At 44.0% G+C, this 25,375-nt stretch carries 27 protein-coding genes; 9 read left to right on the top strand and 18 right to left on the bottom strand.

From position 1 onward, the window contains the following. Positions 1-44 precede the first annotated feature (44 nt). The 7 genes from CDO84_RS00395 to purT form a co-directional block, all read right to left on the bottom strand. A complete protein-coding gene (locus CDO84_RS00395) occupies positions 45-836 on the bottom strand; it encodes a phosphatidylserine decarboxylase (RefSeq protein WP_040084306.1) in 792 nt (263 codons plus the stop codon). Then, positions 829-1,317 (bottom strand): DedA family protein, encoded by a 489-nt coding sequence (locus tag CDO84_RS00390; protein WP_014662613.1) that lies wholly within the window; start codon positions 1,315-1,317, stop codon positions 829-831. The genes CDO84_RS00395 and CDO84_RS00390 overlap by 8 nt, the downstream gene beginning before the upstream one ends. Further along, positions 1,308-1,841, bottom strand: a complete 534-nt coding sequence (pssA, locus tag CDO84_RS00385) for a CDP-diacylglycerol--serine O-phosphatidyltransferase (RefSeq protein ID WP_040084308.1) — start codon at positions 1,839-1,841, stop codon at positions 1,308-1,310. The genes CDO84_RS00390 and pssA overlap by 10 nt, the downstream gene beginning before the upstream one ends. Positions 1,842-2,039: 198 nt before the next feature. Next, complete coding sequence (locus tag CDO84_RS00380) at positions 2,040-2,924, bottom strand: enantioselective carboxylesterase CesB (protein WP_040084311.1); 885 nt, start codon at positions 2,922-2,924, stop codon at positions 2,040-2,042. Between the two features lie 171 nt (positions 2,925-3,095). After that, complete coding sequence (locus CDO84_RS00375) at positions 3,096-3,494, bottom strand: YbfJ family protein (RefSeq protein ID WP_040084312.1); 399 nt, start codon at positions 3,492-3,494, stop codon at positions 3,096-3,098. Continuing rightward, positions 3,457-4,398 carry an extracellular metalloprotease Mpr gene (gene mpr / locus CDO84_RS00370; protein ID WP_014662610.1) on the bottom strand — a complete coding sequence of 314 codons (942 nt, stop codon included), beginning with the start codon at positions 4,396-4,398 and terminating at the stop codon, positions 3,457-3,459. Before mpr ends, CDO84_RS00375 begins: the two co-directional genes overlap by 38 nt. Before the next feature lie 144 nt (positions 4,399-4,542). Further along, positions 4,543-5,712, bottom strand: a complete 1,170-nt coding sequence (purT, locus tag CDO84_RS00365; RefSeq protein ID WP_269429582.1) for a phosphoribosylglycinamide formyltransferase 2 — start codon at positions 5,710-5,712, stop codon at positions 4,543-4,545. 190 nt (positions 5,713-5,902) lie between these two features. On the opposite strand from purT, the gene CDO84_RS00360 reads away from it, so the two are divergent. The 3 genes from CDO84_RS00360 to CDO84_RS00350 all read left to right on the top strand — a co-directional run bounded on the left by CDO84_RS00360 (position 5,903) and on the right by CDO84_RS00350 (position 8,355). Beyond that, positions 5,903-6,730 (top strand): AraC family ligand binding domain-containing protein, encoded by an 828-nt coding sequence (locus CDO84_RS00360; protein WP_014662606.1) that lies wholly within the window; start codon positions 5,903-5,905, stop codon positions 6,728-6,730. Beyond that, complete coding sequence (locus CDO84_RS00355; RefSeq protein ID WP_014662605.1) at positions 6,727-7,647, top strand: DMT family transporter; 921 nt, start codon at positions 6,727-6,729, stop codon at positions 7,645-7,647. Before CDO84_RS00360 ends, CDO84_RS00355 begins: the two co-directional genes overlap by 4 nt. Positions 7,648-7,938: 291 nt before the next feature. Beyond that, a complete protein-coding gene (locus CDO84_RS00350) occupies positions 7,939-8,355 on the top strand; it encodes a hypothetical protein (RefSeq protein WP_040084314.1) in 417 nt (138 codons plus the stop codon). Between the two features lie 34 nt (positions 8,356-8,389). Here the strand turns inward: CDO84_RS00350 and CDO84_RS00345 are convergent, their stop codons facing one another. From CDO84_RS00345 to CDO84_RS00335, 3 genes are all read right to left on the bottom strand, one after another. Further along, entirely contained in the window at positions 8,390-9,640 is a 1,251-nt protein-coding gene (locus CDO84_RS00345) for an MFS transporter (protein ID WP_040084315.1), read from the bottom strand. Further along, positions 9,637-10,554, bottom strand: coding sequence for a bifunctional helix-turn-helix transcriptional regulator/GNAT family N-acetyltransferase (locus CDO84_RS00340; protein WP_040084320.1), 918 nt, complete (start codon positions 10,552-10,554; stop codon positions 9,637-9,639). The genes CDO84_RS00345 and CDO84_RS00340 overlap by 4 nt, the downstream gene beginning before the upstream one ends. A gap of 89 nt (positions 10,555-10,643) precedes the next feature. Then, positions 10,644-10,892 (bottom strand): YbeF family protein, encoded by a 249-nt coding sequence (locus tag CDO84_RS00335; RefSeq protein ID WP_040084322.1) that lies wholly within the window; start codon positions 10,890-10,892, stop codon positions 10,644-10,646. Positions 10,893-11,184: 292 nt separating this feature from the next. On the opposite strand from CDO84_RS00335, the gene glpT reads away from it, so the two are divergent. Both glpT and CDO84_RS00320 read left to right on the top strand, forming a co-directional pair. Beyond that, positions 11,185-12,519, top strand: a complete 1,335-nt coding sequence (gene glpT / locus CDO84_RS00325) for a glycerol-3-phosphate transporter (protein ID WP_040084398.1) — start codon at positions 11,185-11,187, stop codon at positions 12,517-12,519. Positions 12,520-12,617: 98 nt separating this feature from the next. Continuing rightward, positions 12,618-13,508 (top strand): glycerophosphodiester phosphodiesterase, encoded by an 891-nt coding sequence (locus CDO84_RS00320; protein WP_040084324.1) that lies wholly within the window; start codon positions 12,618-12,620, stop codon positions 13,506-13,508. 25 nt (positions 13,509-13,533) lie between these two features. Here CDO84_RS00320 and CDO84_RS00315 read toward each other — a convergent pair whose 3' ends face one another. Both CDO84_RS00315 and CDO84_RS00310 read right to left on the bottom strand, forming a co-directional pair. Then, a complete protein-coding gene (locus CDO84_RS00315) occupies positions 13,534-15,162 on the bottom strand; it encodes a Na/Pi cotransporter family protein (RefSeq protein WP_040084400.1) in 1,629 nt (542 codons plus the stop codon). 206 nt (positions 15,163-15,368) lie between these two features. Then, positions 15,369-16,988 carry a glutamate/serine transporter AimA gene (locus CDO84_RS00310; RefSeq protein ID WP_040084326.1) on the bottom strand — a complete coding sequence of 540 codons (1,620 nt, stop codon included), beginning with the start codon at positions 16,986-16,988 and terminating at the stop codon, positions 15,369-15,371. 266 nt (positions 16,989-17,254) lie between these two features. Here CDO84_RS00310 and CDO84_RS00305 point away from each other — a divergent pair, with 266 nt between their 5' ends. After that, complete coding sequence (locus CDO84_RS00305; RefSeq protein ID WP_003234883.1) at positions 17,255-17,515, top strand: hypothetical protein; 261 nt, start codon at positions 17,255-17,257, stop codon at positions 17,513-17,515. A 39-nt stretch (positions 17,516-17,554) separates the two neighbouring features. Here CDO84_RS00305 and cypC read toward each other — a convergent pair whose 3' ends face one another. Then, positions 17,555-18,808 carry a CYP152 family fatty-acid peroxygenase CypC gene (gene cypC, locus CDO84_RS00300; protein ID WP_040084327.1) on the bottom strand — a complete coding sequence of 418 codons (1,254 nt, stop codon included), beginning with the start codon at positions 18,806-18,808 and terminating at the stop codon, positions 17,555-17,557. Between the two features lie 172 nt (positions 18,809-18,980). On the opposite strand from cypC, the gene blaOXA reads away from it, so the two are divergent. Beyond that, on the top strand, positions 18,981-19,784 hold the full coding sequence (blaOXA, locus tag CDO84_RS00295) for a class D beta-lactamase (RefSeq protein ID WP_040084328.1): 804 nt from the start codon (positions 18,981-18,983) through the stop codon (positions 19,782-19,784). 26 nt (positions 19,785-19,810) lie between these two features. Here blaOXA and CDO84_RS00290 read toward each other — a convergent pair whose 3' ends face one another. The 4 genes from CDO84_RS00290 to CDO84_RS00275 form a co-directional block, all read right to left on the bottom strand. Next, positions 19,811-20,002 carry a DUF5370 family protein gene (locus CDO84_RS00290; protein ID WP_003234886.1) on the bottom strand — a complete coding sequence of 64 codons (192 nt, stop codon included), beginning with the start codon at positions 20,000-20,002 and terminating at the stop codon, positions 19,811-19,813. Positions 20,003-20,020: 18 nt separating this feature from the next. Beyond that, positions 20,021-20,269 (bottom strand): sigma-G-dependent sporulation-specific acid-soluble spore protein CsgA, encoded by a 249-nt coding sequence (csgA, locus tag CDO84_RS00285; RefSeq protein WP_003234887.1) that lies wholly within the window; start codon positions 20,267-20,269, stop codon positions 20,021-20,023. A gap of 111 nt (positions 20,270-20,380) precedes the next feature. After that, positions 20,381-21,769, bottom strand: a complete 1,389-nt coding sequence (locus CDO84_RS00280; protein WP_014662593.1) for an amino acid permease — start codon at positions 21,767-21,769, stop codon at positions 20,381-20,383. Positions 21,770-22,084: 315 nt separating this feature from the next. Continuing rightward, positions 22,085-23,269: a DUF4885 domain-containing protein gene (locus CDO84_RS00275; protein WP_040084329.1), complete on the bottom strand. Its 1,185-nt coding sequence runs from the start codon at positions 23,267-23,269 to the stop codon at positions 22,085-22,087. Between the two features lie 131 nt (positions 23,270-23,400). On the opposite strand from CDO84_RS00275, the gene CDO84_RS00270 reads away from it, so the two are divergent. Together CDO84_RS00270 and CDO84_RS00265 are read left to right on the top strand one after the other, a co-directional pair. Continuing rightward, positions 23,401-24,258 carry a hypothetical protein gene (locus CDO84_RS00270; RefSeq protein WP_040084332.1) on the top strand — a complete coding sequence of 286 codons (858 nt, stop codon included), beginning with the start codon at positions 23,401-23,403 and terminating at the stop codon, positions 24,256-24,258. Between the two features lie 85 nt (positions 24,259-24,343). Further along, positions 24,344-25,114, top strand: coding sequence for a serine/threonine-protein kinase (locus CDO84_RS00265; protein WP_040084335.1), 771 nt, complete (start codon positions 24,344-24,346; stop codon positions 25,112-25,114). Here CDO84_RS00265 and CDO84_RS00260 read toward each other — a convergent pair. Then, complete coding sequence (locus CDO84_RS00260; protein ID WP_082033072.1) at positions 25,099-25,362, bottom strand: hypothetical protein; 264 nt, start codon at positions 25,360-25,362, stop codon at positions 25,099-25,101. The two genes, CDO84_RS00265 and CDO84_RS00260, sit on opposite strands and share 16 nt — an antisense overlap. Positions 25,363-25,375: the final 13 nt, after the last annotated feature.

Below are 25,375 nucleotides of genomic sequence, written 5' to 3'. Positions count from 1 at the left end.
TTTCTTCAAAAAAAGAGGCGCTGCGTCTATGCAAGCTCCTCTTTTTACTCTTCGTAACCTATCAGTTCTCCGACTTGAACTTCTTGGCCTTCTGTTAAATTGGCGGACGGCTGGAACGCGTCTTTTTCAAAAATCAAAATGACGGTTGATCCAAATGAAAAGTATCCCAGCTCCTCGCCGATCTCCAATTCAGCACGGGTATTTGTCTGCACGATAGAATTAATATTCATCGCCCCGACAGGAATCATCAGGACATTTCGGCTGCCGCCATTCAGTTCGTACACAAACCGATAATTTTTCGACAGCACATCTTTTCCGTATTTCAACCCTAATTGATTGACCGGATATGAGCGATTTCCGAGCTCGGCCAGCTTTTGATACCTGCAGCTGATCGGAGAATGGAAACGGTGATAATGACGCGGGCTTAGATACAGCACAACGAAGTATCCGCCGTTGTATTGATGGTCTGCGCTTTTACAGCCAGTCAGCTCAGCGAATGAGTAATCTTTTCCCTTCACCGTAAAGGTTTGATTCGGGTTGATGATTCCTACCGTCTGAACCACACCGTCAACAGGGCTAACCACCGCATGCGCCTCTTTTGAAACAGGGCGCCGCTCCAGATTAATTTGTCGAATGAACAATTCGGACAGCGATCCGTAATCAGCAGCCGTCCCGTCCACATCATCCCAATTCAGCCGAAAATGTTTTGAGAACAGCGGAATGACCGGTTTGCTGATTTTCGACTCGCAAAATCCTTTAATCAGATAGGATGACAGACGATGATTCGTCAGCTCTATCAATGATCGATACAGAATCTTTACAGCCGTATTAAACATGAATAATCCCTATTACCCTTCCGATTGTAATAAAAACAAAGCACCACAAAAAGGCGCCGATTGCCGCAAACGCAATATACGTTTTCAAATCCATTTTGCCGATCCCCGAAAAGTAGCATGTCACATGTCGGACGCCGGGAATAAAATAACCTAAAATAAGAGAATATGGACCGTATTTCTTCATCCATTTTTCCACTTTCATCATTCTTTTTTCTTTTAAGCCGACCCACTTGCCGTACTTATCGATAAACGGGCGTCCGGCTTTTCTGCCAATCATGTAGCTGATCAGCATACCTAACAAAGCCCCGACAAAACTGATCAATATCGAAAGCTCATAATTCAATACATCGGTATGCGTGAAATAGCCAACAACGGTCATCATCACTTCATCTGGAATCGGCAATCCTACAATCCCTAATACGAGCATCAAAAAAATAGCGAGATAACCGTAATCCGCTATGAGCTGCTGAACTAATTCCATCTCCCGGACTCCAGGTTTTCTGCCGCATGTTTTTTAAAATGAGGGAATTTTATTTTACTCACCATTAAATATGAAAGTCCGCAAGCGCCGATTGCCAGAAGGATCGGGTTATAGGTGAAGCTTAGAATAACAAGGCACATGCCCGCAAATGGAATCGGCATACCAATAAATGTCGGGAGTTTGCTTTGTTCAATGTTAAATTTAGAGAGACGAAGCATTCCGCAAATGCTGTACGTCAATGCGCATAAGATCCCTATAAATGGCAGGGTATACAACGCGACACTGTAAGCAAGCATAGAGGGAGCCACCCCAAACGTAACCAAGTCGGCAAACGAATCCAATTCTTTTCCCATATCAGAAACGGCATTCAGCTTACGTGCAGCCATTCCGTCAAAGAAATCAAGGAACATGCCGGTAAAAATGAATAGCACTGCTGAATGAATGTTGTGATAGAGCAAGGAATGAATCGCCAGCAATCCGCAAATGAAGTTTCCTATCGTAATCATACAGGGGATGTAATTCACAGTGTAACCAAACCTCCAATTGTAAAACCATCTATATTATTCGACGATAGTAATCGAATAGCGTTTCAGGAAAAAATTTCTTCAATAAGCATGATAACATAAAATGCCCCCAAAAAAGCAGCATTCAAATTCTATTATTATACAACATTTGTTACCATTTGAAAAATGAATGCCAATCTTTTCATGCCTTATACTCATTTATTCTCCGCCCAAAAAGGACAAAACGCGTTGATTGACGTACTCTGGCTGCTCCAGAGATAACAGGTGTCCGGCGTCCTTTACGATTTCAGCCTGAATTCCCGGCACCAGCACCGACGCCCGCTCATAAGCCATTTGCTGATGGTACATAACCTCGTGCTCACCGAACATCAGCAGTACCGGGACTTGTATTGATTTCAATTCCTGGTCTGTGAACACGTACGGAAAGCCATTTTCTGTCGGCTTCAGGTTCCTTTGTTCATCCTGCCACGCCGCACCCTCCATAATTTGGATTTGCAGTAAAGGATGCAGATCATATCTGTTATCTGTGATCCACTTGATATATGCTTCGGCTCCTCTTGCCCCTGTAAGCGCCGCAGCGTATTTATAGACATCCGGATGAAATGAAATAAACGCTTCAGCGGGACTCATAACAACCGCCCGCTCTACTCTTTCAGGCGCTTGAAGCAAAAAATTCACGATATGGGAGCCGCCAAGCGAAAGACCGGCCAGGTGTGCTGTCTCAAGTCCAAGAGAATCAAAGACATCTTTCATCCATTCTGCAAAATCAGCTCTTGTTTCCATCGCTGCTGATGGTATACTTTTATTTTTGTCTCCTATTATATCGACCGCATATGTACGAAATTGACTGCTCCACGCCGCAATATTCGGATACCACATCGCAGAGCTAAAAAGGCCTCCGTGAAGCAAAATGAGCGAAGGTGCGCCCTTTGGCCCACTTGCAATGATATGTGTTTTTCCAAAACGAGTAGAAACATAGAATGCTTCCGACTCAATCGGCCACAAAGAAAGGCTTTGATTATACGCCTTGTAAAAGCGAAGACCGCTTTCTACCGCGGCAAGCTGCATCGAATCTTGTGTCATCTTCTTCTTTTTCCTCCGGGTTTGATTGATATAAATGAAAGGATAGCGCCCCTTTTGTCTCGTAAGAAAAAATACCTATTTCTTATTATCTCATATTATAAATTTCCAGTATATAGTTTGGCTTCCTGTGATCAATAAAAAAGGCAGTTTCCCTTAAAATCAGGGAAACTGCTATTCTTTGAAGACCAATGGAATGGCATGATCTTTTTTATCCTCTGTTAATGAAATTTGATGGGTTACTGATGTTTCACCCTTCGTCAACGCGACTGAATAATCGCCTTTTTTACTGGTATCCCATTTGATGTCTCCGTTTTTGTCTGTTTTACCGAGTATCTCGCCGATCTCTGTATTCGGCTCCTCATCTGACGCAGGCGCTTTGACAATCGTCACTTGAACTCCTTCGACCGGAAGCCCCTTAGCATCCTCCACATGAAGAGTGACAGGAATCGTCATTTCTTTTTGTGAAGAATGCGTCTGCGAACTGCATCCGCATAAAAACAAAATAGATATGAATATGGCTAGTTTGCTGTATTTATTGATTTGCCCAATATTGAATATTGTTGAATACATCGTTCGTCACCCTTGTTCCCAAGTTATATGACGATCCCCCGTTCGTGTGAATGGCAATAGCTGTCTGCCCTGTATCACTGTAGTTTCGATATACAGGCGATCCGCTTTGGCAGCCGTACGTATCGGTTGTATAGGTCAGCTTATACGTTTCAGCAGATCGAATCGGCTTTGTATCAGACCACATCGTACCAAAGGTTTTGTCACACGGGAATCCTGTCACTGACGAGGAAAGGCCCACGGGACTGCTGCTGTTTGTAGTCCGATAGCCGTACCAGCCAACCGTGTTTCCAGGAGAACCGTTTAATTTAATAGCTCCGTAATCATAATTGGTGTCTTTGCTTTCCGTCCATCCTTTGACTGAATAAAACATCGTGCCGGAATAAGTTCCGTATGGATATGAAGAATCATTGCGTCCCGGCGCGGCGGTTATCGTTGAAGCCCATCCATGATCCTGGCTGTACACACAATGTCCAGCCGTGACGACTGTATTTGGATTGACTAAAAATCCGGTACATCCATAAGTGCTTGAAGTGTTGGGATACTTGATTGATAGCTGAACGGTTGCTCTATATGGAAAAGAAGTCGTGCTGGAGATTCTGGTGCGTTCATCAGTTCCGATAATGCTCGAAGGCTGTAAGGTTTGAATGTTTTTTTCCAGTTGCGTTTGGCCGCCGTATAACGATTTGCTTGTTTTCCCAGTTCCCTCATAAGGTGCGGAAACCTGTTCTGCTTTTGACGTTTGGTTTTTCGTGGCATCAGCTTCTTTACCGGTATTCGATACAGAAGTTTGCGGATTCTCTGCTGCTTTTGCCGGTACACCGAAAGATACCGCTGCCGCCAAAGCCAAACACAAAACCGTTAAGTAAGCGAACCATTGTTTTCTGAATCTTGGAACTAATTTCATTTTGTCATCTCCCTCCTTTAGTGTCAACCACCCGTATTGATGGAAGACTTTTACATTATAATCAGGTTTCGGATTCTTATGATAAAACTTTTATGGAGAGAGAAAAAAAACAGGCCTTGTGCGATGACAAAGCCTGCTCAAACTCTATTTTATCGTTAGCTGATCCAATGCTTTCTTAGCGTTCTCTCTCGCCGTTTCGACTGTATCAGCAGCAGAAAGCGCAACTGCCATACGCCGTCCGGCTTTCGTTATTGGCTTTCCAAAGACGCGCACTTGTGTCTGTGGGACTGCCAGTGCGTGTTCCAGTCCTTCAACAGTGTAATCCGCTAATTCTTCTGGTGCTTTGAGGGGCCTGCTGGCGCCAGGAGAAAGCTGTGTGATTTCTGTAATCGGAAAGCCGAGAATCGCCCGGACATGCAGCGCGAATTCTGACAAATTTTGCGTTACCAGCGTGACAAGGCCTGTATCATGCGGACGGGGAGATACCTCACTGAAATATACCTTATCTTTCGCAAGGAACAGCTCAACACCAAACAGGCCGTATCCGCCAAGCTCATCCGTGATTGCTTTTGCAATATGCTTCGCTTCTTCTATTTGCTGCTCTGTCATATCATGCGGCTGCCACGATTCGATATAATCCCCGTCCTTTTGCACATGACCGATCGGCTCACAAAATGCCGTACCGTTAACCGCACGTACGGTTAAGAGTGTGATTTCTGATTCGAAAGGGATAAACTCCTCAACGATCACGCGGCCGTTTTTCACCCGTCCGCCTTCCATCGCCGTCTCCCAGCAGCTCTCTAAATCCGCTTCAGAGCGGCACACACTTTGGCCTTTTCCAGAAGAACTCATCAAGGGCTTAACGACACAAGGAAAACCGATCTGAGCTGCCGCTTGTATAAATTCATCATATGTATTCGCAAATTCATAGCCAGCCGTCGCAAGTCCAAGCGTTTCCGCCGCAAGCCGTCTGATGCCTTCCCGATCCATCGTCAGCTTGGCCGCACGGGCATTCGGGATAACGTGAAATCCTTCTTCTTCAAGCTTCAGCAATTCATCCGTCGCAATCGCCTCAACCTCAGGCACAATCAAATCCGGCTTTTCTTTCTCAATGATGGCTCTGATCTGCTCGGGGTCAAGCATATCAACGACATAGCTGTTATGCGCCACCTGCATCGCCGGAGCATGCTGGTAACTGTCAACTGCCACCGTCTGTACCCCAAGACGCTGGGCTTCAATCACTACCTCTTTACCTAACTCACCTGAACCTAACAATAAAACCTTCTTTGATTGATACATCTTTGCCCCTCCTATCTGTTCCAAACCATTATAACTGAAATATTTGAAAAATAAATTTTTATTAAAATAGAAAATATTATAATTTGATTCCTAAACGAAAGCAGGCCAATAAAGATTAGCTTTTTAAACAGCAACATCATACAAGAAATCCCCCAAAACCATGCTACACTTAATCCAAGACCACCATACCGACAGGAGGCATCCCATGCAAAACGAAACCCGCACACTGCAGCTTGACCCACATCTTCATATAGAAGCCTACCGCTTCAAGGGGATTATGCAAAAGTTCCCGAACCACTTTCACGATTATTATGTGATTGGATTTATTGAAAAAGGGCAACGGTATCTGGCCTGTCAGGATCAAGAATATATCATCAATCCAGGTGATCTTCTCCTCTTTAACCCCCGTGACACGCATAGCTGTGAACAGATTGACGGCCGGACGCTTGATTATCGGTGTATCAATGTCATGCCGGATGTCATGGAGAAGGCAGTGAAGGAAATTACCGGCGCCGGGCATCTCCCTTATTTCTCCCAGCATGTGTTATTCCGCCATGAGCTGACAGCCAGCCTGCAGGAATTGCATATTTTGATATCAGACGAAAAACAAGCTTTGCGTAAGGAGGAGCTGTTTCTTCATCTGCTGGAAGAGCTGATTCGCCACTATTCGGATGTTACGTTCCTTAATAGCGTTCCCGAACCATCCGACGAAGTCAAATTGGTTTGCGAATTTTTAGAAGAGCATTATGCCGAAAACGTCACGCTCAATGATTTGAGTGAATTAACAGGATGGAGCAAGTATCATTTATTGCGTTCGTTTACAAAACAAAAAGGAATTACGCCTAATAGCTATATGGAAACAATCCGGATTAATCAAGCGAAAAAACTTCTTGAACAAGGGGTAAGACCAATTGATGCCGCATTTCAGACAGGGTTCAGTGATCAGAGCCATATGACGAAGTTTTTTAAACGGCAGGTGGGGCTGACACCGAAGCAATACATGAAGATTTTTGAAAAGGAGCTTCACAGATGAACATACAAAGAGAAACTTCCGGGCATATCGCAGCCATTGTGACCATTCTGATTTGGGGGACGACCTTTATTTCGACCAAAGTTCTGCTGGCTGACTTCTCTCCAATGGAAATATTATTTTATCGGTTTTTGATGGGCTTTATCGCTCTGATCCTCGTTCGTCCCAACATGATTCCGTTCAGAAATTGGCGGCAGGAACTGTTGTTTGCCGGGGCTGGTTTATTTGGCGTAACCTTATACTTTCTATTAGAAAATATAGCTCTCACCTATACATACGCTTCCAATGTCGGCATGATCGTGTCCATTATACCGATGATCACTGCGGTTTTGGCCCATTTTCTGCTCGAAGGCGAAAAACTGCGTCTGACTTTTTTCATTGGATTTGTCTCGGCACTGATCGGGCTTTTATTGATTACATTTAATGGCAATGTGGTACTGCGTCTGAATCCGCTCGGAGACATCATGGCAGCCGGGGCCGCTCTCGTGTTTGGAGGCTACTCGATATTCATGAAAAAATTAAGCGCTTACGAATACCACATCATCGAGCTGACACAGAGAGTATTTTTGTACGGCTTATTGTTTATGGTGCCCGCCTTATTTTTGTTCGACTTCCATTTTGGCCTGAGCCGATTTTCATCCGCTTCGAATGCACTTAACATGCTTTTCCTAGGCATTGGCGCTTCCGCCCTGTGCTTCGCCACTTGGAATTATTCAGTTGGCGTGCTCGGAGCCGTCAAATCCAGTGCGTATATTTACATGGTCCCGGTTATCACGATCGCCGCTTCTGTCCTGATTCTGCACGAAAACATGACATGGATCGCTCTTCTAGGAGGCGCGCTTACACTTTTAGGCCTCTACATTTCAGAGCTGAAACCGAAAGCGAAGCTGATGGAGAACGGATCTAGAATGGATGCTTAACGGCATCTATACACGGGGTGTATGGGCAGACACAAACGGCGCTCACTGGGTTCCAAATCAACTTTATCAAAATCTATCTAACAGTCTTAGCTTACCGACTGAACTTTATGTCATTCAATAACTCAAACATTGAATACTTAATTTGTACCTTTTTGACGTTGCAATATGTAACAGCGCTACTTCTGGACTTAAGACTTCGATTACATTTAAAATAGGCCCTGAAGCAGGAGCAGTTGCAGGACTCTTCCGTACATTATTAATAGTCTTGATCTCCATGGGTCCTTTTAGAGAATGCATAAATATCAGGAAATCACAAAAAAAATAGAAACCGATTTGTACCCTATCAGTCAAAACGATAACGATTTACTTTCTTACCTAATGAAACAAGACTCTTTCACACTCAACCAAATGAAAGTGTGTTTAATTGAACCACAGCTCACATTCAAACACACTGTCAAAATCGTATTTACAGTGACACTAATAACCTTATATATTTATTTTTTCAGTTCTCATTACAATGATTTAATAGAAATGGGTGTACAAATGTTTTTTGTGTTAATTGGCCTAATATGGGTATTTGGTGTTTCCCCATTTTCAAGAAAAGTTCAAATCTCTGAGCGCTTCAAGCAAAAATCCGAAAATGCCCGCATTGTCGGTATGATCGACTTCGTGTTAGAACAAAAATACAAAAAAAGCATCTCTGAATAATTCCGAAATCAGAGATGCTTCCCCTCTGCCCTTATCACTTCTCTATCACAGCCGCACTGTCACGCGTGACCGCCGCGGGCTCCCTCAGCATCACATTCATCACGCTCGCCAGCACTAGCATTCCAATCGACAAATAAAAAGCCAGTGTATACTCACCTGTTATCGTATAGATGACGCCAGGCACGTACGCGCCAAGTGCCGATCCGATCTGGTGGGCGAGTGAGAGCCAGCCAATCATGAGGCCGATCGAGTAGTTTTGAAAGTACTGGGTGGCGAGCATTTGAGTCGGTGCTACCGTTGCAAAGTCCACTAACCCAAACAGAATCGCAAAGGCTAAAAGCAAGTAGGGCTCGTGGCTGTATATGAGAATCACGATCGACATCGCGCGCACCGCATATAAAAAGCAAAGGATTTTCCGGCTGCTCCACCGGTCCGCTACAATTCCCGACAGTAAGATGCCGGCAATATTAAAGCCTGCCAGCAGACTGACAGCGGCACTCGTGACCGTCGTGGAAAAGCCGTGATCGTGAGAAAAGGGAATCAAATGGGTATCCATCAGCCCCACGGTCGTAAATCCGCAGATCAAAAACGGCAATATCAAAAACCAGAATTGCCTCATTCGAAACATCCCGGTCACTGAAAGAGCAGTTGTTTTAGGTGCTGTGTCTTTTTCTGAAGCAGCCAGTCCGCCTATCGGCTCTGTCTTCTTTTCTGAAGGATTGTTCCTCAGCATCAGCAGCGCAGCCGGAAAAACAATCACGATTAACAGCAGCCCCAACACCACAACCGTCAGCTTCCAGCTAAACCAATGGATCAGCATGAGTGAGCCAGGGACGAGAAGCATTTGCCCCGCGCCAAATCCTGCTTCCATGATCCCAAAGGCTAGTCCCCGCTTTTTGCTGAACCAATTGACGACCAATACACTTGCTGCCACATTCGATGCTCCGCCAACCCCAAGCGAGACACCCAGCCCATAAAGCAAAAACAGCTGCCAAGGCGAAGTCACAAGGTATGTTAAGAAAATGCTGACGCCTGTCAGTAACGCACTCCATGCCAAAACAGCCCGAGCACCCCACTTGTCCACAAGCCGGCCGATCACAGGCTGTGATATGCCGTAAACAATAAAGCTCATCGTCGAAATCAACGAGATGGTGCTTCTATCCATTGAAAATTGCCGTTCCCACGGCTCCACAAATGCACCAAACGACAGCCGCACCCCCTGAACCGCCAATAAGATCAAAAAGGTGACGGAGACGATGATCCAAGCATAGTGCAGTCTTTTCATGCCAGCTCCAAATCCCACCGTTCTTCTGTCAGCTGCTGTCCCCATAATGGCGCTTCTTGTTTCACTTCACTTATCCTGAATCCAAATTTTTCGTAGAGCGGACGAGCCTCAGCCATGGTGCTCACCGTCCAAAGGAAAATGCGGTCAAATTTCATGTCTTGGCAGTATGCAACCAGATGCTCCAGCAATTGAGTGCCGAGCCCCCTGCCCCGAAAAGCCGCATCAACCAGAAACCATCTGAGCTGGACTGTCTTATCATCATGCTTGACCAGCCCGACAGAGCCGGCAAATTTCCCGCCGCTTTCCGCAATCCATATGTTTTCGATGTCAGCGTCAAATGTCTCCTGAAGGTAAGCTAAAAACGTGTCGTCCCAGCCGTGAGCCTCCGCGTAAAATTGTCTTTGTTTCTCAATAAGGAGTTGAAGATCATCCGACAGAAAATAATCTCTAATCGATATCTCAGATGTTCTGGCAGAAAGCGACTGTGAAAGGATCACTTCAATCTCTGCCATCGCCTCGGCAAGCTTGTGCTGCTCCTTTTGGTTGATTTCCTTCAGCATCAGTTCCACTTGTTCGTTGGCTTTCTCCTCCAGCTTTTTATAAATCGTTTTTCCGGTTTCTGTGACAAAAATATAATGGTGGCGGGCGTCATCTTTGCTCCTCTGTTTATAGATCAAACCTTCTTTTTCAAACTGCTTCACAATCCTGCTGACATATCCCCGGTCAAGCCCCAGCTTATCCTGAAGGGCTTTTGCCGTACAATTAGGCGTATTATAAACTTCAAATAATATCCGTGTTTCCGTTAAGGAAAACGGGCTGTCGTAAATGTGCTCATTAAGGAAACCAAGGACGTTTGTATAAAATCGATTGAACTTTCTGAATCTTAATCCGATAGATGATTCACTTGTTTTCAAATCAATCCCCACTTTCTAATATCGTTGACTAAGCCAATTATAATCACATATAGTTGCCTCAGTCAACAATCCGTTAGAAAGTGAGGATTTTATTTTCCTGATTCTTTCTTTTTCCTTATCACAATCAATGTGATATAGGATAAAGCCAGGGAAATCAAGCTATAGACTACAGCCCATCCCAAAAATGATTCATTAAAAATGGTAAAGGTGAGCACTAGAGAAATCACCAAACTAAGCATTGGCATCAGATACGCGTTTTTACAAATACAAGTCCCGACAATCGACAACAGCATAATTCCTAACGGTAAAATACCGAATGCGATATCTAATTCATCCACCTGCAACAGCCTCCCTCAAGATTTTTATGCTGCCAGTAAAAAAACATAACTCCATTTAGTAAAAGGATTATATTTACTTTCTCAATACCCAATTTGAAATTACCCGTTTACATTCACTCTAGACTATGATAACTTAAGAAAGCGCTATCATAATAAGTTAATAGCTTGGATGGAGATGAGGAGAGCCAGGAATCCAACCCCTTTTGACAAGGGGTGTTTTCTGGCTCTTTTTGTTTTTCAGAAAGGAGGCACGCATACATCCAGCACAAACAGCAAAGGGGGATAATTTTTGATGCTTCATATATTTAAACCGGCTCCTCACATTGAGAGACTGGATGATTCAAAGATGGATGCGGCTTATAAACGGCTCAGGCTGCAAGTATTCATTGGTATTTTCATTGGCTACGCAGGCTACTACCTGCTGCGGAAAAACTTTGCCTTTGCCATTCCTTATCTGCAGGAACAGGGATTTTCCAAAACAGAACTAGGTTTGGTGCTGGCCGCTGTGTCCATTGCGTACGGCTTCAGCAAATTCATCATGGGAATGGTGTCTGACCGCTGTAATCCGAGATATTTTCTCGCAACAGGCTTATTTCTATCAGCAATCGTCAATATTCTATTCGTTTCAATGCCGTGGGTGACTTCGAGCGTCACCATCATGTTTATTTTTATGTTTATCAACGGATGGTTTCAAGGAATGGGCTGGCCGCCATGCGGCAGGACAATGGCCCATTGGTTTTCTATAAGTGAACGCGGCACAAAAATGTCGATCTGGAATGTCGCACATAACATAGGCGGCGGTATTCTTGCTCCGCTTGTCACTCTTGGCATCGCGATGTTCGTCACTTGGAAAAGCGTGTTTTTCTTCCCTGCCATCATCGCCATTATCATTTCATTTTTAATTGTTTTATTGGTTCGTGATACGCCTCAATCCTGCGGACTCCCGCCAATTGAAGAGTATCGGAATGACTATCCAAAACACGCTTTTAAAAATCAGGAAAAGGAATTAACAACAAAAGAAATCCTTTTTCAATATGTGCTGAATAACAAATTTCTTTGGTATATCGCGTTTGCCAATGTATTTGTCTATTTCGTGCGATACGGCGTGGTTGACTGGGCGCCTACTTACTTAACAGAAGCCAAAGGCTTTTCTCCTGAAGACTCGCGCTGGTCCTATTTTCTTTACGAATATGCCGGCATACCGGGAACCATTTTGTGCGGCTGGATCAGTGACCGATTCTTCAAAAGCCGCCGGGCACCGGCAGGCGTTTTGTTTATGGCGGGTGTTTTCATTGCCGTATTGGTGTACTGGCTGAATCCGGCCGGCAACCCGCTCGTAGACAATATCGCCTTGATCAGCATTGGCTTCTTAATCTACGGACCTGTTATGCTGATCGGCCTGCAAGCGATTGACCTAGCACCGAAAAAAGCAGCCGGAACTGCAGCCGGTTTGACCGGATTTTTCGGATACATCGGCGGATCTGCTTTCGCAAACGCCATTATGGGCTTTGTCGTTGACCGGTTTGATTGGAACGGCGGCTTTATCATGCTGATCTCTTCCTGCATTCTTGCTATCGTCTTCTTAGCTTTGACATGGAATACAGGCAAACGGGCAGAGCACGTTTAAAAAAGCCACATAAAAGATTAATCATTTTCCAACACGCCGTTTACATCCGTTTTTTAATATGAAAGACAGGTAGTCTTTATCAATAAGGAGGAGAAATCATGAGAAAAAATAGAATACTTGTCTTGGTTGTTCTGTCGCTAGGCTTACTCTCATTTATGGTAACGCCTGTGTCGGCAGCGTCAAAAGGAAACCTGCTGTCGCCTGACCGTATCCTGACTGTTGCGCATAGAGGGGCTTCTGGATATGTGCCTGAGCACACGATTCTGTCTTACGAAACCGCTCAAAAAATGAAAGCAGATTATATTGAATTGGATCTGCAAATGACAAAAGACGGGAAATTGATTGTCATGCACGACGAAAAACTGAACCGTACCACAAACGGAACGGGCTGGGTGAAAGACCATACGCTCGCAGACATTAAGAAGCTGGACGCCGGTTCTTGGTTTAATGAAGCTTATCCGGAAAAAGCGAAGCCGCAGTACGCCGGCCTTAAAGTTCCTACATTAGAAGAAGTATTAGACCGTTTCGGAAAGCACGCGAACTACTACATTGAAACAAAATCGCCTGACACCTACCCTGGTATGGAAGAAAAACTGATCGCTTCCTTGCAGAAACATAAATTACTGGGCAAACATTCTAAGCCCGGCCAGGTGATCATTCAATCGTTCAGCAAAGAAAGCCTGTTAAAAGTCCATCAATTACAGCCAAAACTGCCGACCGTTCAATTGCTGGAAGCCAAACAAATGGCGGCAATGACAGATGCTGAACTGGAAGAAATCAAAACATACGCTGTTGGTGCAGGCCCGGATTATAAAGCTTTGAATCAAGAAAACGTCCGTATGATCCGCAGCCACGGCCTCCTGCTGCACCCTTACACAGTCAATACAGAAGCAGATATGCGCCGCCTGCTTGATTGGGGCGTGACAGGGGTGTTTACGAATTACGCTGATATCTTTCAGAAGGTGAAAAAAGACTACAAAAAAGCATAGAATCCTAGGATTCTATGCTTTTTCCTCATTGATTTTCACCAATAACAGCTTCAGCAATATTGACCGCATGATCGCCGATACGCTCCAGGTTGCTGATCATATCAACAAAGACGATGCCCGCTTGTCCAGTACACAGCCCTTCATTCAAACGGATAATATGCTTTTTGCGAAGCTTCCGTTCCATTTTGTCAATGTCATCTTCTTTTTCAATGACTTGTTCAGCTATCTTTGCATCATTGTGGTGCAAAGCTTCAATGGACGCCTTCACAGTAGAAATCGTCAAATCCATCATTTCAGTTAAATCCGTCATGGCAGATTCAGTTATAACCACACGATGCGCCTGCTGGTATTCTATCAATTCAATCACATTTTCGAAGTGATCTCCGATTCTTTCAATGTCTCTGACCGTATCCATCAACATATGATGCTCCTCAGACTCGTGCTCTGAGAGAGAACTTGAAGAAAGTTCGATCAAATAATCGGTAATTTTCCGGTCGAGATTGTTAACCGCATCCTCTATCTGATAAGCATTGGCCGCATATTTTGGCTGTTTTGTTACCAAAAACTGCTTTGTGACTTCCAGCCCCTGCACCGCAAAATTCCCCATTTGGATCACTTCTTCTTTTGCCTGTCCGAGAGCAATAGATGGTGATTGTTCAATAAAAATCGGATCAAGATGCGACTTGTATTCGACCATTGAATCCTTGCCCGGAATCAGTTTTGTTACGATCAAAGCCAATATCCCGACAAAAGGAAGCTGTATAATCGTATTGGTCGTATTAAAGATTCCATGTGCGAATGCAATTGTCATTTTCGGATCAAGCCCCATCGAAGCCTGAAGTGACAAAATCAATGCTGTAAACGGCTTAAGAAAAATCAGGAAAATTGCTGTCCCGATTAGGTTAAACAGCACATGAGTAGCAGCAGCACGCCTCGCCGCAACAGATGCACCTAAAGATGCAAGAACCGCGGTGATCGTCGTCCCGATATTATCACCGAATAACACTGGCAGCGCACCGTTAATATCAATCAGCCCATCTGAGAATAAACCTTGCAAGATGCCGATCGTGGCGCTGGAGCTTTGCACAAGAACCGTAAACAAAGTCCCAATGACAGCACCTAGTAACGGATTAGAGCTCATACTGACAGTTAAATCATGAAATGCCTCAAGTGAACGGAGCGGTTTCATGCCGCCGCTCATTAACTCCAGCCCATAAAACAGAGCCCCAAACCCAAACACAATCTGGCCGGCATTTTGCACATGTTTATGCTTAAAGAAAAACAGTAAAAATCCGCCGACAGCAATAATCGGCAATGCATAAGCCCCTATGTCAATCCCGATAATAAACGCGGTAACCGTTGTTCCAATATTGGCTCCCATAATAACGCCAATGGCCTGACGAAGCGTCATAAAGCCCGCACTGACAAGCCCGACGGTAATTACCGTCGTTCCCGAGCTGCTTTGAATCAAAACCGTCACAATGATGCCCGCCAATACGCCCATCAGCGGATTGCTTGTAAAACGGTCTAATATATTTCTCAATCTATCCCCAGCCGATTTCTGAAGTCCCTCTCCCATGAACTTAATTCCAATTAGGAAAATACCGAGACCCCCAAAGAATTCGAACAGTAATGTTTGGATATCAATCGTCAACGCTTTCACCTCTGTCTCGACATATATCAGCAAAACTCCCTATGATTATGTTTCAAGTTCATATGAATGTAAATGAATCTTCTAACAAATTTACACTAACTTAACAATGGGCCTTTAAAACCCAAATTGAATTTACAATGGTGTAACATTTCGATATGGACCAAATCAACAAAAAAACCTTGCGCCCTCCGCGCAAGGTTTTTCATTTATTCTTTTCCTGCAGCAGCTTCTGACTGTCCATTAAGCAGCTGAGAATTTATTTCTTTCGCATCCTTTAAGTATTCTGTCTGGTAGCCGCTCTTCAGCGCCCACACATAGAATACAAGTGATACCATCGCAATCAGAACCATATCCCAGCCATAATGAATGACATTCAGGCCGCCGAATTTATCACTGCCCAAATAAGAAATGACCATCATGGCCAGCAGATAAAACACCATCCAGACGCCTGCTTTAAAGTTTCGGCCAAACCCTTTCCATTTCGCCTTCGCCTGATAATAGAAGTAAATCGGCAGACCGATCAGGATAATAAACAGCACCTGTCCTGTTAACGGCCAGCGGGCCCAATACAGCACCAGCGACGCAAAGATAAATCCAAGCGGCGCAATCACGTTTAAGCCTTTTAAACGAAGAGGCCTGTACAGGTCTTTCCCCGTCCGTCTCAATGTCATCACTGTAACCGGGCCGGTGATATAAGAAATTAACGTAGCAACAGAAATAATTTCCGCTAACACGCCCCACCCTCTGAACAGGAACAAAAAGATGAACGAAACAATCAAGTTAAAGAACATGGCTTGTCTCGGCACACCGTAAATCGGGTGAAGCTTCCCGAATATACTCGGCATATATTTGTTTTTTTCCATTCCGTAAATCATTCGGGACGTTGTCGCCGTATACGTAATCCCAGTTCCAGAAGGTGATACAAATGCATCCGCATATAACACGATCACAAGCCAGTTAATATTCAGCGCAATCGCCAAATCAGCAAAAGGAGAATTAAAGTTCAGGTGGCTCCAGCCGTGAGCAATATCAGAAGGGTTCACCGCTCCGATAAAGGCGATCTGCAGCAGGACATAAATGACTGTTGCTACGAAAAGAGAACCGACAACTGCAATCGGAATTGATTTCCCCGGATTTTTTGCTTCACCCGCCATATTAATCGGGCTTTGGAAACCATTAAACGCAAAAACGATACCGGAAGTGGCCACCGCTGTCAGCACACTCGCCCAGCCATTCGGCGCAACGCTTTGACCGTCAGTAAAGTTTTCTCCGTGGAATCCGACAAACAGCAAAGCTCCAATCGTCAGACCCGGAATAATAATTTTAAAAATTGTAATGAATGAATTCGCTTTAGAAAATAGATTGACTGTCCAGTAGTTCAGCAGGAAATAAATGAGAAGCAATACAGAGGCAAATGCCAGTCCCTCCCCAGTCAGTGTTCCATTCTTCACCAAACCGCTTGTCCATTTTGCCCATTCCCAAGGCCAAGAGCTCATATATTGAACAGAGGCAACGGCTTCAACCGGAATAACGGACACAATCGCAATCCAGTTGGCCCAGCCTGCGATAAAACCGATAAACGAACCGTGTGAATATTGCGTATATTTTACCATTCCCCCGGCTTCAGGGAACATAGATCCTAATTCACTATAAGAAAGAGCAATAAATAAAATGACGACCATTCCAATAATCCATGAAATAATAGCAGCTGGTCCTGCTATTTGGGCCGCACGCCACGCCCCGAACAGCCAGCCTGAGCCAATCATCGACCCGAGCCCGACCATCATGAGGGAAAACGTTCCCATTCTTCGATGCAATTGATTCATATCGTAAACACCTTTCATGTATGATGGCATTCTCTTGCTAGTTATATTATTATTCTGATTACTTGACCTTGTCAATATTTATCGAATTTTGACTAAAATAATAATAAATCAATGTATATTACCTTCCAATACAGGAATGAAGTCACTAGTTTTTCAAAAATGGAATTTACTGAAAATGCGAATGATAAAAACTTAATAGGTTTAGCTATAACCAAAACGGGAATGATACAGGAAACACTACTCTTAAAATAGAAAGGAGTATCACCATGAAACAAAAACTGTTACTTTCAGGTCTCGCTGTTTCAACTGTCGGCATCACTTCTTATCTATTAAAAGACCCGTCAAATCGCCAAAAAGCAAGAGAATTCATTCACAGCATGAAGATGAAAATAACAAAACAGCCAGACATGGAAACGTTCCCAGTCGATAAAGCCGGCCACCCGGACCCGCAAGATATCGAGGACAACAAAATGGTATCAGAAGGCTCCATGTATCCCGTCCAATACTACGATGAAAAAAAGAAGTAATCAAAAAAGCTCTCTTCGATAAGGAAGAGAGCTTTTGATTTACCTTTTCTGCCTGATTCCGCTCATGATAAAGCCGCTTTCAGGCAATGACGGCATTCTGGCGAGACTGTAGTGCAGTGATTGTTCCGGAACGTCGTATTCAATCTGATTGACGAGAAAATCCAGGCTCGCTTTCATGACTTCAATTGTAATGCCTTCCCCTGGACAGCGATGGCCTTTCTCGGCGTGCCCCCCGCCTTGAGGAATCAAATCAAACGGATTTTCCTCCCTCTCCGCAAATCGTTCCGGCCGGAATTCATCGGGATGATCCCATAGACGAGGATCGTGATTCGTTCCATATACATCAAGTAATACCGATGTTCCCTTCTTAAACTCACAGTTATTCCATACAAAGTCCTTTTTGACAAGCGCACCTAAAAACGGGCCGAACGGATAATATCTGCGGACCTCCTGCACAAACATTTCTCTTTCCCGGCTGCTTCCAGACCGCAGCCATTCCTTATACTTCGGATGCTCATGAAGCGCCAAGGCTGAAAACACAAGAAAGTAAGAAATGGCCACAATAGGCCGCAGTACATTAATCAGCTCAATGGATGCCATCCGGGAATCCAACTCGCTTCCATCTTCTTGTTTGTGAAACGCCATTTCATGCAGCGCTGTTCCGGCAGGTGTTTTGAGCAAGCCGGCACGCACATCTTCAATCATGACTTCAACCCACTCTTCCGCACGCGGCCTTGCTCTTCTTCCCTTCCAATGCCGCGGTCCCACAGCACCGAACGCATCGACCATGTCAATGAAGTCATCCGCTCTCTCTTTGACTTCCGTTTCCTTCAACGGAACACCTGCCCAATAGCAGGCTACCCGGCACAGGATTTCTTTGGCTTCTTCAAATAACACAACCTGATCTGCCTTCTCCCATCTTGTGACTGCTGCTTTCCACTCCTCTGTCATCAACTCAGCCAAACGTTTTTGATGCGGCGGTGTCATCAATGACAGAAAAAGCATCTTCCGATGGATATGCGCGCTGCCATCCATTCCCTGAATCGCATTGACACCAAACAGCGATTTCTGCACCCGCTTCGGCAAAGCGTTCTGCCGCTGGAATCGATCCGTATCATAAAACACCTTCGCCGCCTCAGCGCCAGTCATGCAAATAAAGTTTTTTCCCAACAAACGGGCCTGAAACAAATCTGAATTGTAGCGCTCTGTTCTGTTTTTAATAAATAAATACCCTTCCTTCAGCAGTGTCAGGCTGTTATCGAGACTTTTGTCATGTGGAATCTGCTCATTCATCCGCTTACCCTGCCTTCCTTTTTACCCTCTATTTTCACGTTATCTTCCGAATATAAACCCAGTAACAGTATTTGTTTGCAAATCCAAATTTAAGCGCTTTTTGATTATTTTTTAAAGGAAGAACAAACGAAAGAGAGAAAAGGTAGTTAATCAAAACAAAGGGGAGAACAAAATGAAGAAATGGATATATGTTGTGCTTGTGCTGAGTATTGCAGGGATCGGCGGCTTCTCCTTCCACGCAGCATCATCTGCTCATGAAAAACACTTGAATGTCAGCAGAATGAATGTCGATGATGAATTCAAGGATACGGATGGAACCTTCATTCTCCACGATTTGCAAAAGGATCAGACATTTGTCTACAACAGAGAACGGGCAAATCAACGACAAACTCCGCAGTCCACCTTTAAGGTCGTAAATGCCTTAATCGGTTTGCAGGTCAAAGCTGTACGCGATGAATACGATGTTAAACGATGGGACGGGGTCAAGCGTGAATTCGAATCATGGAACCGCGACCATACGCTTGGCTCGGCCATGCGCGAATCCGCAATCTGGTATTATCAAGCATTAGCACGGGATATCGGCGAGGAAAGAATGAAAACATGGCTTCATACACTATCTTACGGCAACGAGGATATCAGCGGGGGAATCGATCAGTTTTGGCTGCAAAGCTCTCTGACAATTTCGCCGCTGGAACAGGAAGCCTTTTTGAAGAAGTTATTTAAAGAGGAGCTTCCATTTGACAAACCGGTGATGAAAACCGTCAAGCGCATGATGATTCAAGAGGAAGGCGATCATTACACGCTTTACGGGAAAACCGGAACCCGCCTGACCGATATGGGATTAGGCTGGTTTGTTGGATTCATCAAAACTGAGCATGGCTCTTATGTCTTTGTCACCAATGTCGATGATTCCGGCACAAAAGCCAAAAACATCACCGTGAATATCCTGAAAAAGTATGGCTTGATCACATCATAAATGAAAGAGCCCTGCATGGCAGGGCTCTAAATCTCATGCTCAAAACAATAATGATTCACAAGCTCTTCAATCAAATCATGATCAGGATATTCTCCATTAAATTCAAATTCGATTTCTTCCACAAATTCTCCTTGATGGTACACATGGATGGCTCCGTTTTGACGGACAACGCTAAACTCCGGCTGAAAAGTATATCCGCTTCGTTCAATTGCTCCCATTCCTTTTTCCCGCCTTTCTCAAAGCAGTAATTCATACACCTCATTTAATTCCTTAGCCCGCTTTTGATCCTGTTCATTCTGCGCATACTTAATTTCCTTTTCTAATACATGGTTCAAAAAAGACATTTCATTATCATCTAAGTCTTTTACAAATTCCTCTTCATTCGCATACCGCTTCGCCAGCATTTTCTTGCAAATCCGCTGGCAGACTTCATTTTCAAGATGATTCGAAAGTGATTCACGCAAATAACCGAGTGTAACATCCATTTTATGAACACCTTTCCTTCTGCTATCTTTACCCTATAGCTTGCTATAACAGGGAAAATACATACGCGAAAAATAAAAAAAGAGACATCCGTGAATGTCTCTTTTTTATCGTTATTCAGCTGCTTGTTGGCTTTTTGTCAAATTGGCTTGTGTGCGTTTGCCTATCCCAAACACATAATAACTAATGACCACAAGCGCTAAGAAAATCACGCCTACAATCAGAGAGATACGAGTATCATCGTTAAACCACATGCCTACCAGAACCATCAGCAAGAAAGCAATCGTCAAATAGTTTGTAAAAGGGGCAAATGGCATCTTGAATGGATGTTTATCTAATGCGGCGCCCTTCGCTTTTCTGAATCCGATATGACTGATCAAAATGATAAACCAAGGAATCATCCCAGGAAGCACGCTTGCGCTGTATACATAGACAAAGATCTTCGGCGGCGCGATATAGTTTAGTACAACACCGACAGCCAAACCGATCAGCACCGCAATTGTGCCATACAGCGGCACACCGTTGCGTGAAATCTTCGTAAAGAACTTCGGTGCTTGTCCATTTACACCCAGTGTATACAGCATGCGGCCCGCACTGAAAATGCCGCTGTTACAGCCCGACATTGCCGCTGTAATCACGACAAAGTTAATAATGCCGGCCGCTGCCGTGATTCCGATTTTCGAGAACGTTGACACGAACGGACTTCCGAGTGAATTGAGCTCATCCCAAGGATACACCGTCACAATCACAAAAATAGCGCCAATGTAGAAAATCAAAATGCGCCAGATAATACTTTGAATCGCGTTTCTTAGCGTGTTTTGCGGGTCCTTCGCTTCGCCCGCTGTAATCCCGATCAGCTCAACTCCTTGATAAGCCGCAATGACAAGCGACAGTGCAAAGAAGAAACCTGAGAAACCTCCTGCAAAGAAGCCCCCGTGAGACCACAGGTTCGACAATCCGATCGCATCTCCGCCGTTGCCAAAACCGAAGAAAATAATTCCGATCCCCGCAATAATCATCAAGATAATCGTCACGATTTTAATCATCGCAAACCAAAATTCAAATTCACCAAACGACTTAACAGAAATTAAATTCGCTGCGCCAAGAATCACCATTGCCACGATACCAGGTATCCAAGCAGGCAAATCCGGGAACCAATACTTCATATAAGTACCGACAGCGATAATTTCTGACATGCCGACGATAATCCACTGGAACCAGTTGCTCCATGCTGTTATATAACCTGCCATCGGATGAATATATTGATGGCCGAATGTCGCAAAAGAACCTGTGCTCGGCTCGACATACAGCATTTCACCCATCGCACGCATAATAAAAAAGATAAAAATTCCGCATATTGCATAAGCCAGAAGGACAGATGGGCCAGTCCATGAAATTGTGCTGGCAGACCCCATAAACAAGCCAACACCGATCGTGCCGCCCAAGGCGATCATCTGAATATGACGCGCGCCCAGGCCCCTCTTTAATTCTTTATTTGCCACTCCTCTTCCTCCTCCTCACAAAAATACTCACAAATGAGAAAACAGCAGATCTGCTTGCCCTCACATCAATCAGTAATAACAATCAGAAAATTCAAACTCAAAATTGTTATATAATCTCCTAAATTACTTATTTCATCATAATAAATTTCTCTGGAAAATACAATTGTTTTTTTCAGGTAAACACCTTTGTGCTAAGTTTTGAATCATTCACTTCATTTAAAATCTTCTATATAAAAATAATAAAATTATTTGAATATTAAAATTATAATTTTTAGATTTTCATAAAAAATAAGCTGTTCCAAATGAACAGCTTACCTAATAATTTACGCCCGTTTGACGCTTTAATGCTTCAAGCCACCCGGTATCTCCGGTTCCATAGCTCTTGCTTTGTCCCACATCTCTCAGAGATCCATTGCTGTAATCAATTGATAGGATGAAATCCGGAATGGCATCATACCCAGCTTCCGCAATTTCACTAAGCTCTGAACGATAGTGAGATATAGCATAAGAGGCCGTCTCTTTTTGCACAGGATCTTTTTCAAGTTCTTCTTGATAGACGTCTAACAAGTCACGTCCATCAGGCGTTACATACCGCCCGTCAATCACTTCTAAATCCTTCAAATGGTAGCCTGTGACTTCGTACATCTCACGAGCTGCCTGATACTTTTTATAGGCCTCTTCGGAAAATTGTGTTGAATCACTGCTTTGGCTTTTCATGATGTGTAAAAATAGTTCTTTGCTGTTGTCTCCAGATTGCAGTACTTGCTCAATTTGCTTGATCAGATCCTGATCGTCTGTCCCGCTCACACGCACCTGATAGTCAATCGGCGTAATCGTAAACGTCAGCTCCGTCCCCTCTGGAATGTGAATATGGTTCCGATTCAAAAGCACTTGCAGCTGCTGGTTCACCTGGCTCCGCTGATACACCTTTTCATTCTCAGCTTCCACTTCCCCATTAAATGTAACATTGCGAAACGCAGCATCCTGGAGGTTATAGTTTTGGGCTTTGCCTTTGAATAGCCATTCTGTTTCATTATCGTAAGCAGCCTGTCTTTCTGCGGCAGACAGATCACTTCTGAAATAAGGAGACTTTGAATTTTGATACTTATCCTTAATATAGCCTAAGGGATCAGACTTTGCTTTGTTTATGGCATTCATCCTGCTGTATTTTTCATCTAGTATTTTGATTCTGATATCACTCTCAGAGTCATAGGGGTTATTGGATTCGATCACTGTTTCTTTCCCTGTATCTGTCACTGTTCGGTCATTCGCTGATTGATACACTTTGCTGAACGTCCCACTGTTTCCCGACACGCTGGTTTTAGAATAGTTGAACTGATCGATTCCCACACTTGAAGATCGCGGCTCAAGCCTGCTGTATGCCTTTTCCAGAACTGCCGCTGTACTTTCAGTCAAATTCTCTCGTTTGGCAGGCGCATTCTTGCTTAATATATTCTGTGCCATCAGCTGAGTGCGGATAAATTGCCGATTCAGACGCATTGAATTCCCTCCCGAGTATTCTCTCTTATTCTTTTTTATCGGCAATGGTTATGTATATATTAACCTCTAAAAACATTTATTTACACCCATACAGTTATTATGTATGATGGAAATAAAAGGAGGTTGTTTACATGGCGAAAAAATGGCTTATTCCATTTGCTATCATGCTGTCTGTCTTATTCACCTTTACGTATTCGGCATCAGCTGCCGGAGTCACTGCGATCACAGGTAACAATTCATTTGATACCGCAATGCCGATCGGTTATTGGAAATATAAAAATATCGATACAACGATACTGGAAGCTGGTCAAGATGAAGCCTATTTCACTTTTACGGCTAATAAGGGAGAAAAAGTATACGTGAGGAGTACATACCAGAGCGCGTATACAGGGATGAAAATTGAAATTTACGATAAGAACAGAATACCTGTTTCTCAAGGCACAGAAGTCATTAACCCCAATACGTTCTCCTCTTTTATTTATGCAAATGCAGACGCCCAAAACACGACGGATACCTTCTATGTGAAGGTGTCACGAGGCACCTATACTGGAAACATGTACTTTACGCTTTCAATTGAAGACCGAATCAAATCAGGCAGCGGAACCTTCCAATTCAGCGGCATTGCTGAAAATAAAGGAAATACAAGCCTTAGCCCCTCAGGTTCTGATTCCAGCGTGATCAAGGTTGATTTAACAAACCAATCCGGGATACCGCGTGATGCCATTGTAACCAGAGTGCAAACAACCGCCACTCAAACACCAAGCCAAGGAAATACACGCCATCTGATCATGACAAGCGAAAATAACGAATGGCGCCGTGCCCTTGTAAACAGCTCGACTTCAGGGTCTTATGATATCTCTTTGCCGGATCAACTCAGTGTGGCAAAGGTATGGAGTTTTAAATATAATACATTAGCGACTGCCAGATCGACGATGAGCAACGTAAAAGCAAAAATAGATTATGAATACGACGTGACAAAGCAGTTTTAACTTATACCGAGCCGGTTATCCGGCTCTTTTTTATTCTTAGCCGAGAAGGTAAACTATAGTCAGTACAACCAAGGGAAGTGCAGACATGGCATTAAAACTTCTAAAAAAACTGCTTTTTGACCGCCCTCTAAAGAACGGCGTTATATTAAATCATCAATACAAAATCGAAGAATGCCTCGGCATGGGCGGCTACGGTTTGGTTTATTTGTGCACCGATATCCTAACTCAAACACCTTATGTCTTAAAACAGCTGCGGCCGACAAAAGTCAAAAAGGAAAAAGAGAAAGTCCGGTTCCAACAGGAAATAAAACTGCTCAAAAGCATTCATCACCCGCAAATTCCGGGCTTCATAGATGAGTTCATCATAGACGGACAGGCTTATTATGTCATGCAGCTCGTTGAGGGAGAGAATATAGAAGAATTATTATTTTTTCGAAAGCAGCCGTTCACAGAGCTTATGGCATTACGATTGATTTCGCAGCTGCTTGAGATTATAGAATACCTGCATGATCGCCTTATCTTCCACAGCGATATCAGAACGCCTAATATCATCGTCAATAACGGCAGGCTCTGTCTCATTGATTTCGGCCTTGCCAAACAATTGACTTCTGAAGAAACGGAGGAAATAAAGGTGCGAAAACAGGATGACTTCTTCGATCTCGGAGAAACGCTGTTATTTCTGCTGTACTCTCAATATAAAGGAAAAAAGAAGAAAAACGGCACTTGGCTGGAGGAATTAACGCTGACAAAAGAAGTAACCCTGCTGCTGAAAAAATTATTGGGCATTGATAGAGAGTATCAGCACACCGCTTCCATTCGCGAGGATCTAAACCGGGCCATTCAATCGGTCACATAAAAAAACCCTTGCCCCAAAAGCGGAACAAGAACTTTTTTCGGATTAACTGCTGCTGTAGCTCCGGCGTTTATAACGATGACTCCCGCCATAACGGTCGTAGTGTCTTCTTTTGCCCGAACTGCTGCTGTAGCTGCGATAATGTCTGCTCCGGCTGCTGCTGTAATGCCGATGCCTGCGATATCGGTCACTAGAACTGCTTGAGAGGTTTTTGATCGTTTTGATGAATTTTTTAAACATATACTGATCACCTCATTTCTTTCT

The organism is Bacillus sp. MD-5 (genome assembly GCF_002201875.1).
In the GTDB taxonomy this organism is placed as follows: Bacteria; Bacillota; Bacilli; order Bacillales; family Bacillaceae; genus Bacillus; species Bacillus stercoris.
The sequence above is the reverse complement of the archived record's forward strand: the minus strand, read 5'-3'. Positions and strand labels throughout refer to the sequence as shown.

Excerpts from the sequence above, each read along its gene's own strand:
- CDO84_RS00395 (WP_040084306.1), bottom strand. The coding sequence starts at position 836 with ATGTTTAATACGGCTGTAAAGATTCTGTATCGATCATTGATAGAGCTG.
- CDO84_RS00390 (WP_014662613.1), bottom strand. The coding sequence starts at position 1,317 with ATGGAATTAGTTCAGCAGCTCATAGCGGATTACGGTTATCTCGCTATT.
- CDO84_RS00380 (WP_040084311.1), bottom strand. The coding sequence starts at position 2,924 with ATGACACAAGATTCGATGCAGCTTGCCGCGGTAGAAAGCGGTCTTCGC.
- CDO84_RS00375 (WP_040084312.1), bottom strand. The coding sequence starts at position 3,494 with ATGTATTCAACAATATTCAATATTGGGCAAATCAATAAATACAGCAAA.
- mpr (WP_014662610.1), bottom strand. The coding sequence starts at position 4,398 with ATGAAATTAGTTCCAAGATTCAGAAAACAATGGTTCGCTTACTTAACG.
- CDO84_RS00360 (WP_014662606.1), top strand. The coding sequence starts at position 5,903 with ATGCAAAACGAAACCCGCACACTGCAGCTTGACCCACATCTTCATATA.
- CDO84_RS00355 (WP_014662605.1), top strand. The coding sequence starts at position 6,727 with ATGAACATACAAAGAGAAACTTCCGGGCATATCGCAGCCATTGTGACC.
- CDO84_RS00350 (WP_040084314.1), top strand. The coding sequence starts at position 7,939 with ATGCATAAATATCAGGAAATCACAAAAAAAATAGAAACCGATTTGTAC.
- CDO84_RS00345 (WP_040084315.1), bottom strand. The coding sequence starts at position 9,640 with ATGAAAAGACTGCACTATGCTTGGATCATCGTCTCCGTCACCTTTTTG.
- glpT (WP_040084398.1), top strand. The coding sequence starts at position 11,185 with ATGCTTCATATATTTAAACCGGCTCCTCACATTGAGAGACTGGATGAT.
- CDO84_RS00320 (WP_040084324.1), top strand. The coding sequence starts at position 12,618 with ATGAGAAAAAATAGAATACTTGTCTTGGTTGTTCTGTCGCTAGGCTTA.
- CDO84_RS00310 (WP_040084326.1), bottom strand. The coding sequence starts at position 16,988 with ATGAATCAATTGCATCGAAGAATGGGAACGTTTTCCCTCATGATGGTC.
- CDO84_RS00305 (WP_003234883.1), top strand. The coding sequence starts at position 17,255 with ATGAAACAAAAACTGTTACTTTCAGGTCTCGCTGTTTCAACTGTCGGC.
- cypC (WP_040084327.1), bottom strand. The coding sequence starts at position 18,808 with ATGAATGAGCAGATTCCACATGACAAAAGTCTCGATAACAGCCTGACA.
- blaOXA (WP_040084328.1), top strand. The coding sequence starts at position 18,981 with ATGAAGAAATGGATATATGTTGTGCTTGTGCTGAGTATTGCAGGGATC.
- CDO84_RS00290 (WP_003234886.1), bottom strand. The coding sequence starts at position 20,002 with ATGGGAGCAATTGAACGAAGCGGATATACTTTTCAGCCGGAGTTTAGC.
- csgA (WP_003234887.1), bottom strand. The coding sequence starts at position 20,269 with ATGGATGTTACACTCGGTTATTTGCGTGAATCACTTTCGAATCATCTT.
- CDO84_RS00275 (WP_040084329.1), bottom strand. The coding sequence starts at position 23,269 with ATGCGTCTGAATCGGCAATTTATCCGCACTCAGCTGATGGCACAGAAT.
- CDO84_RS00270 (WP_040084332.1), top strand. The coding sequence starts at position 23,401 with ATGGCGAAAAAATGGCTTATTCCATTTGCTATCATGCTGTCTGTCTTA.
- CDO84_RS00265 (WP_040084335.1), top strand. The coding sequence starts at position 24,344 with ATGGCATTAAAACTTCTAAAAAAACTGCTTTTTGACCGCCCTCTAAAG.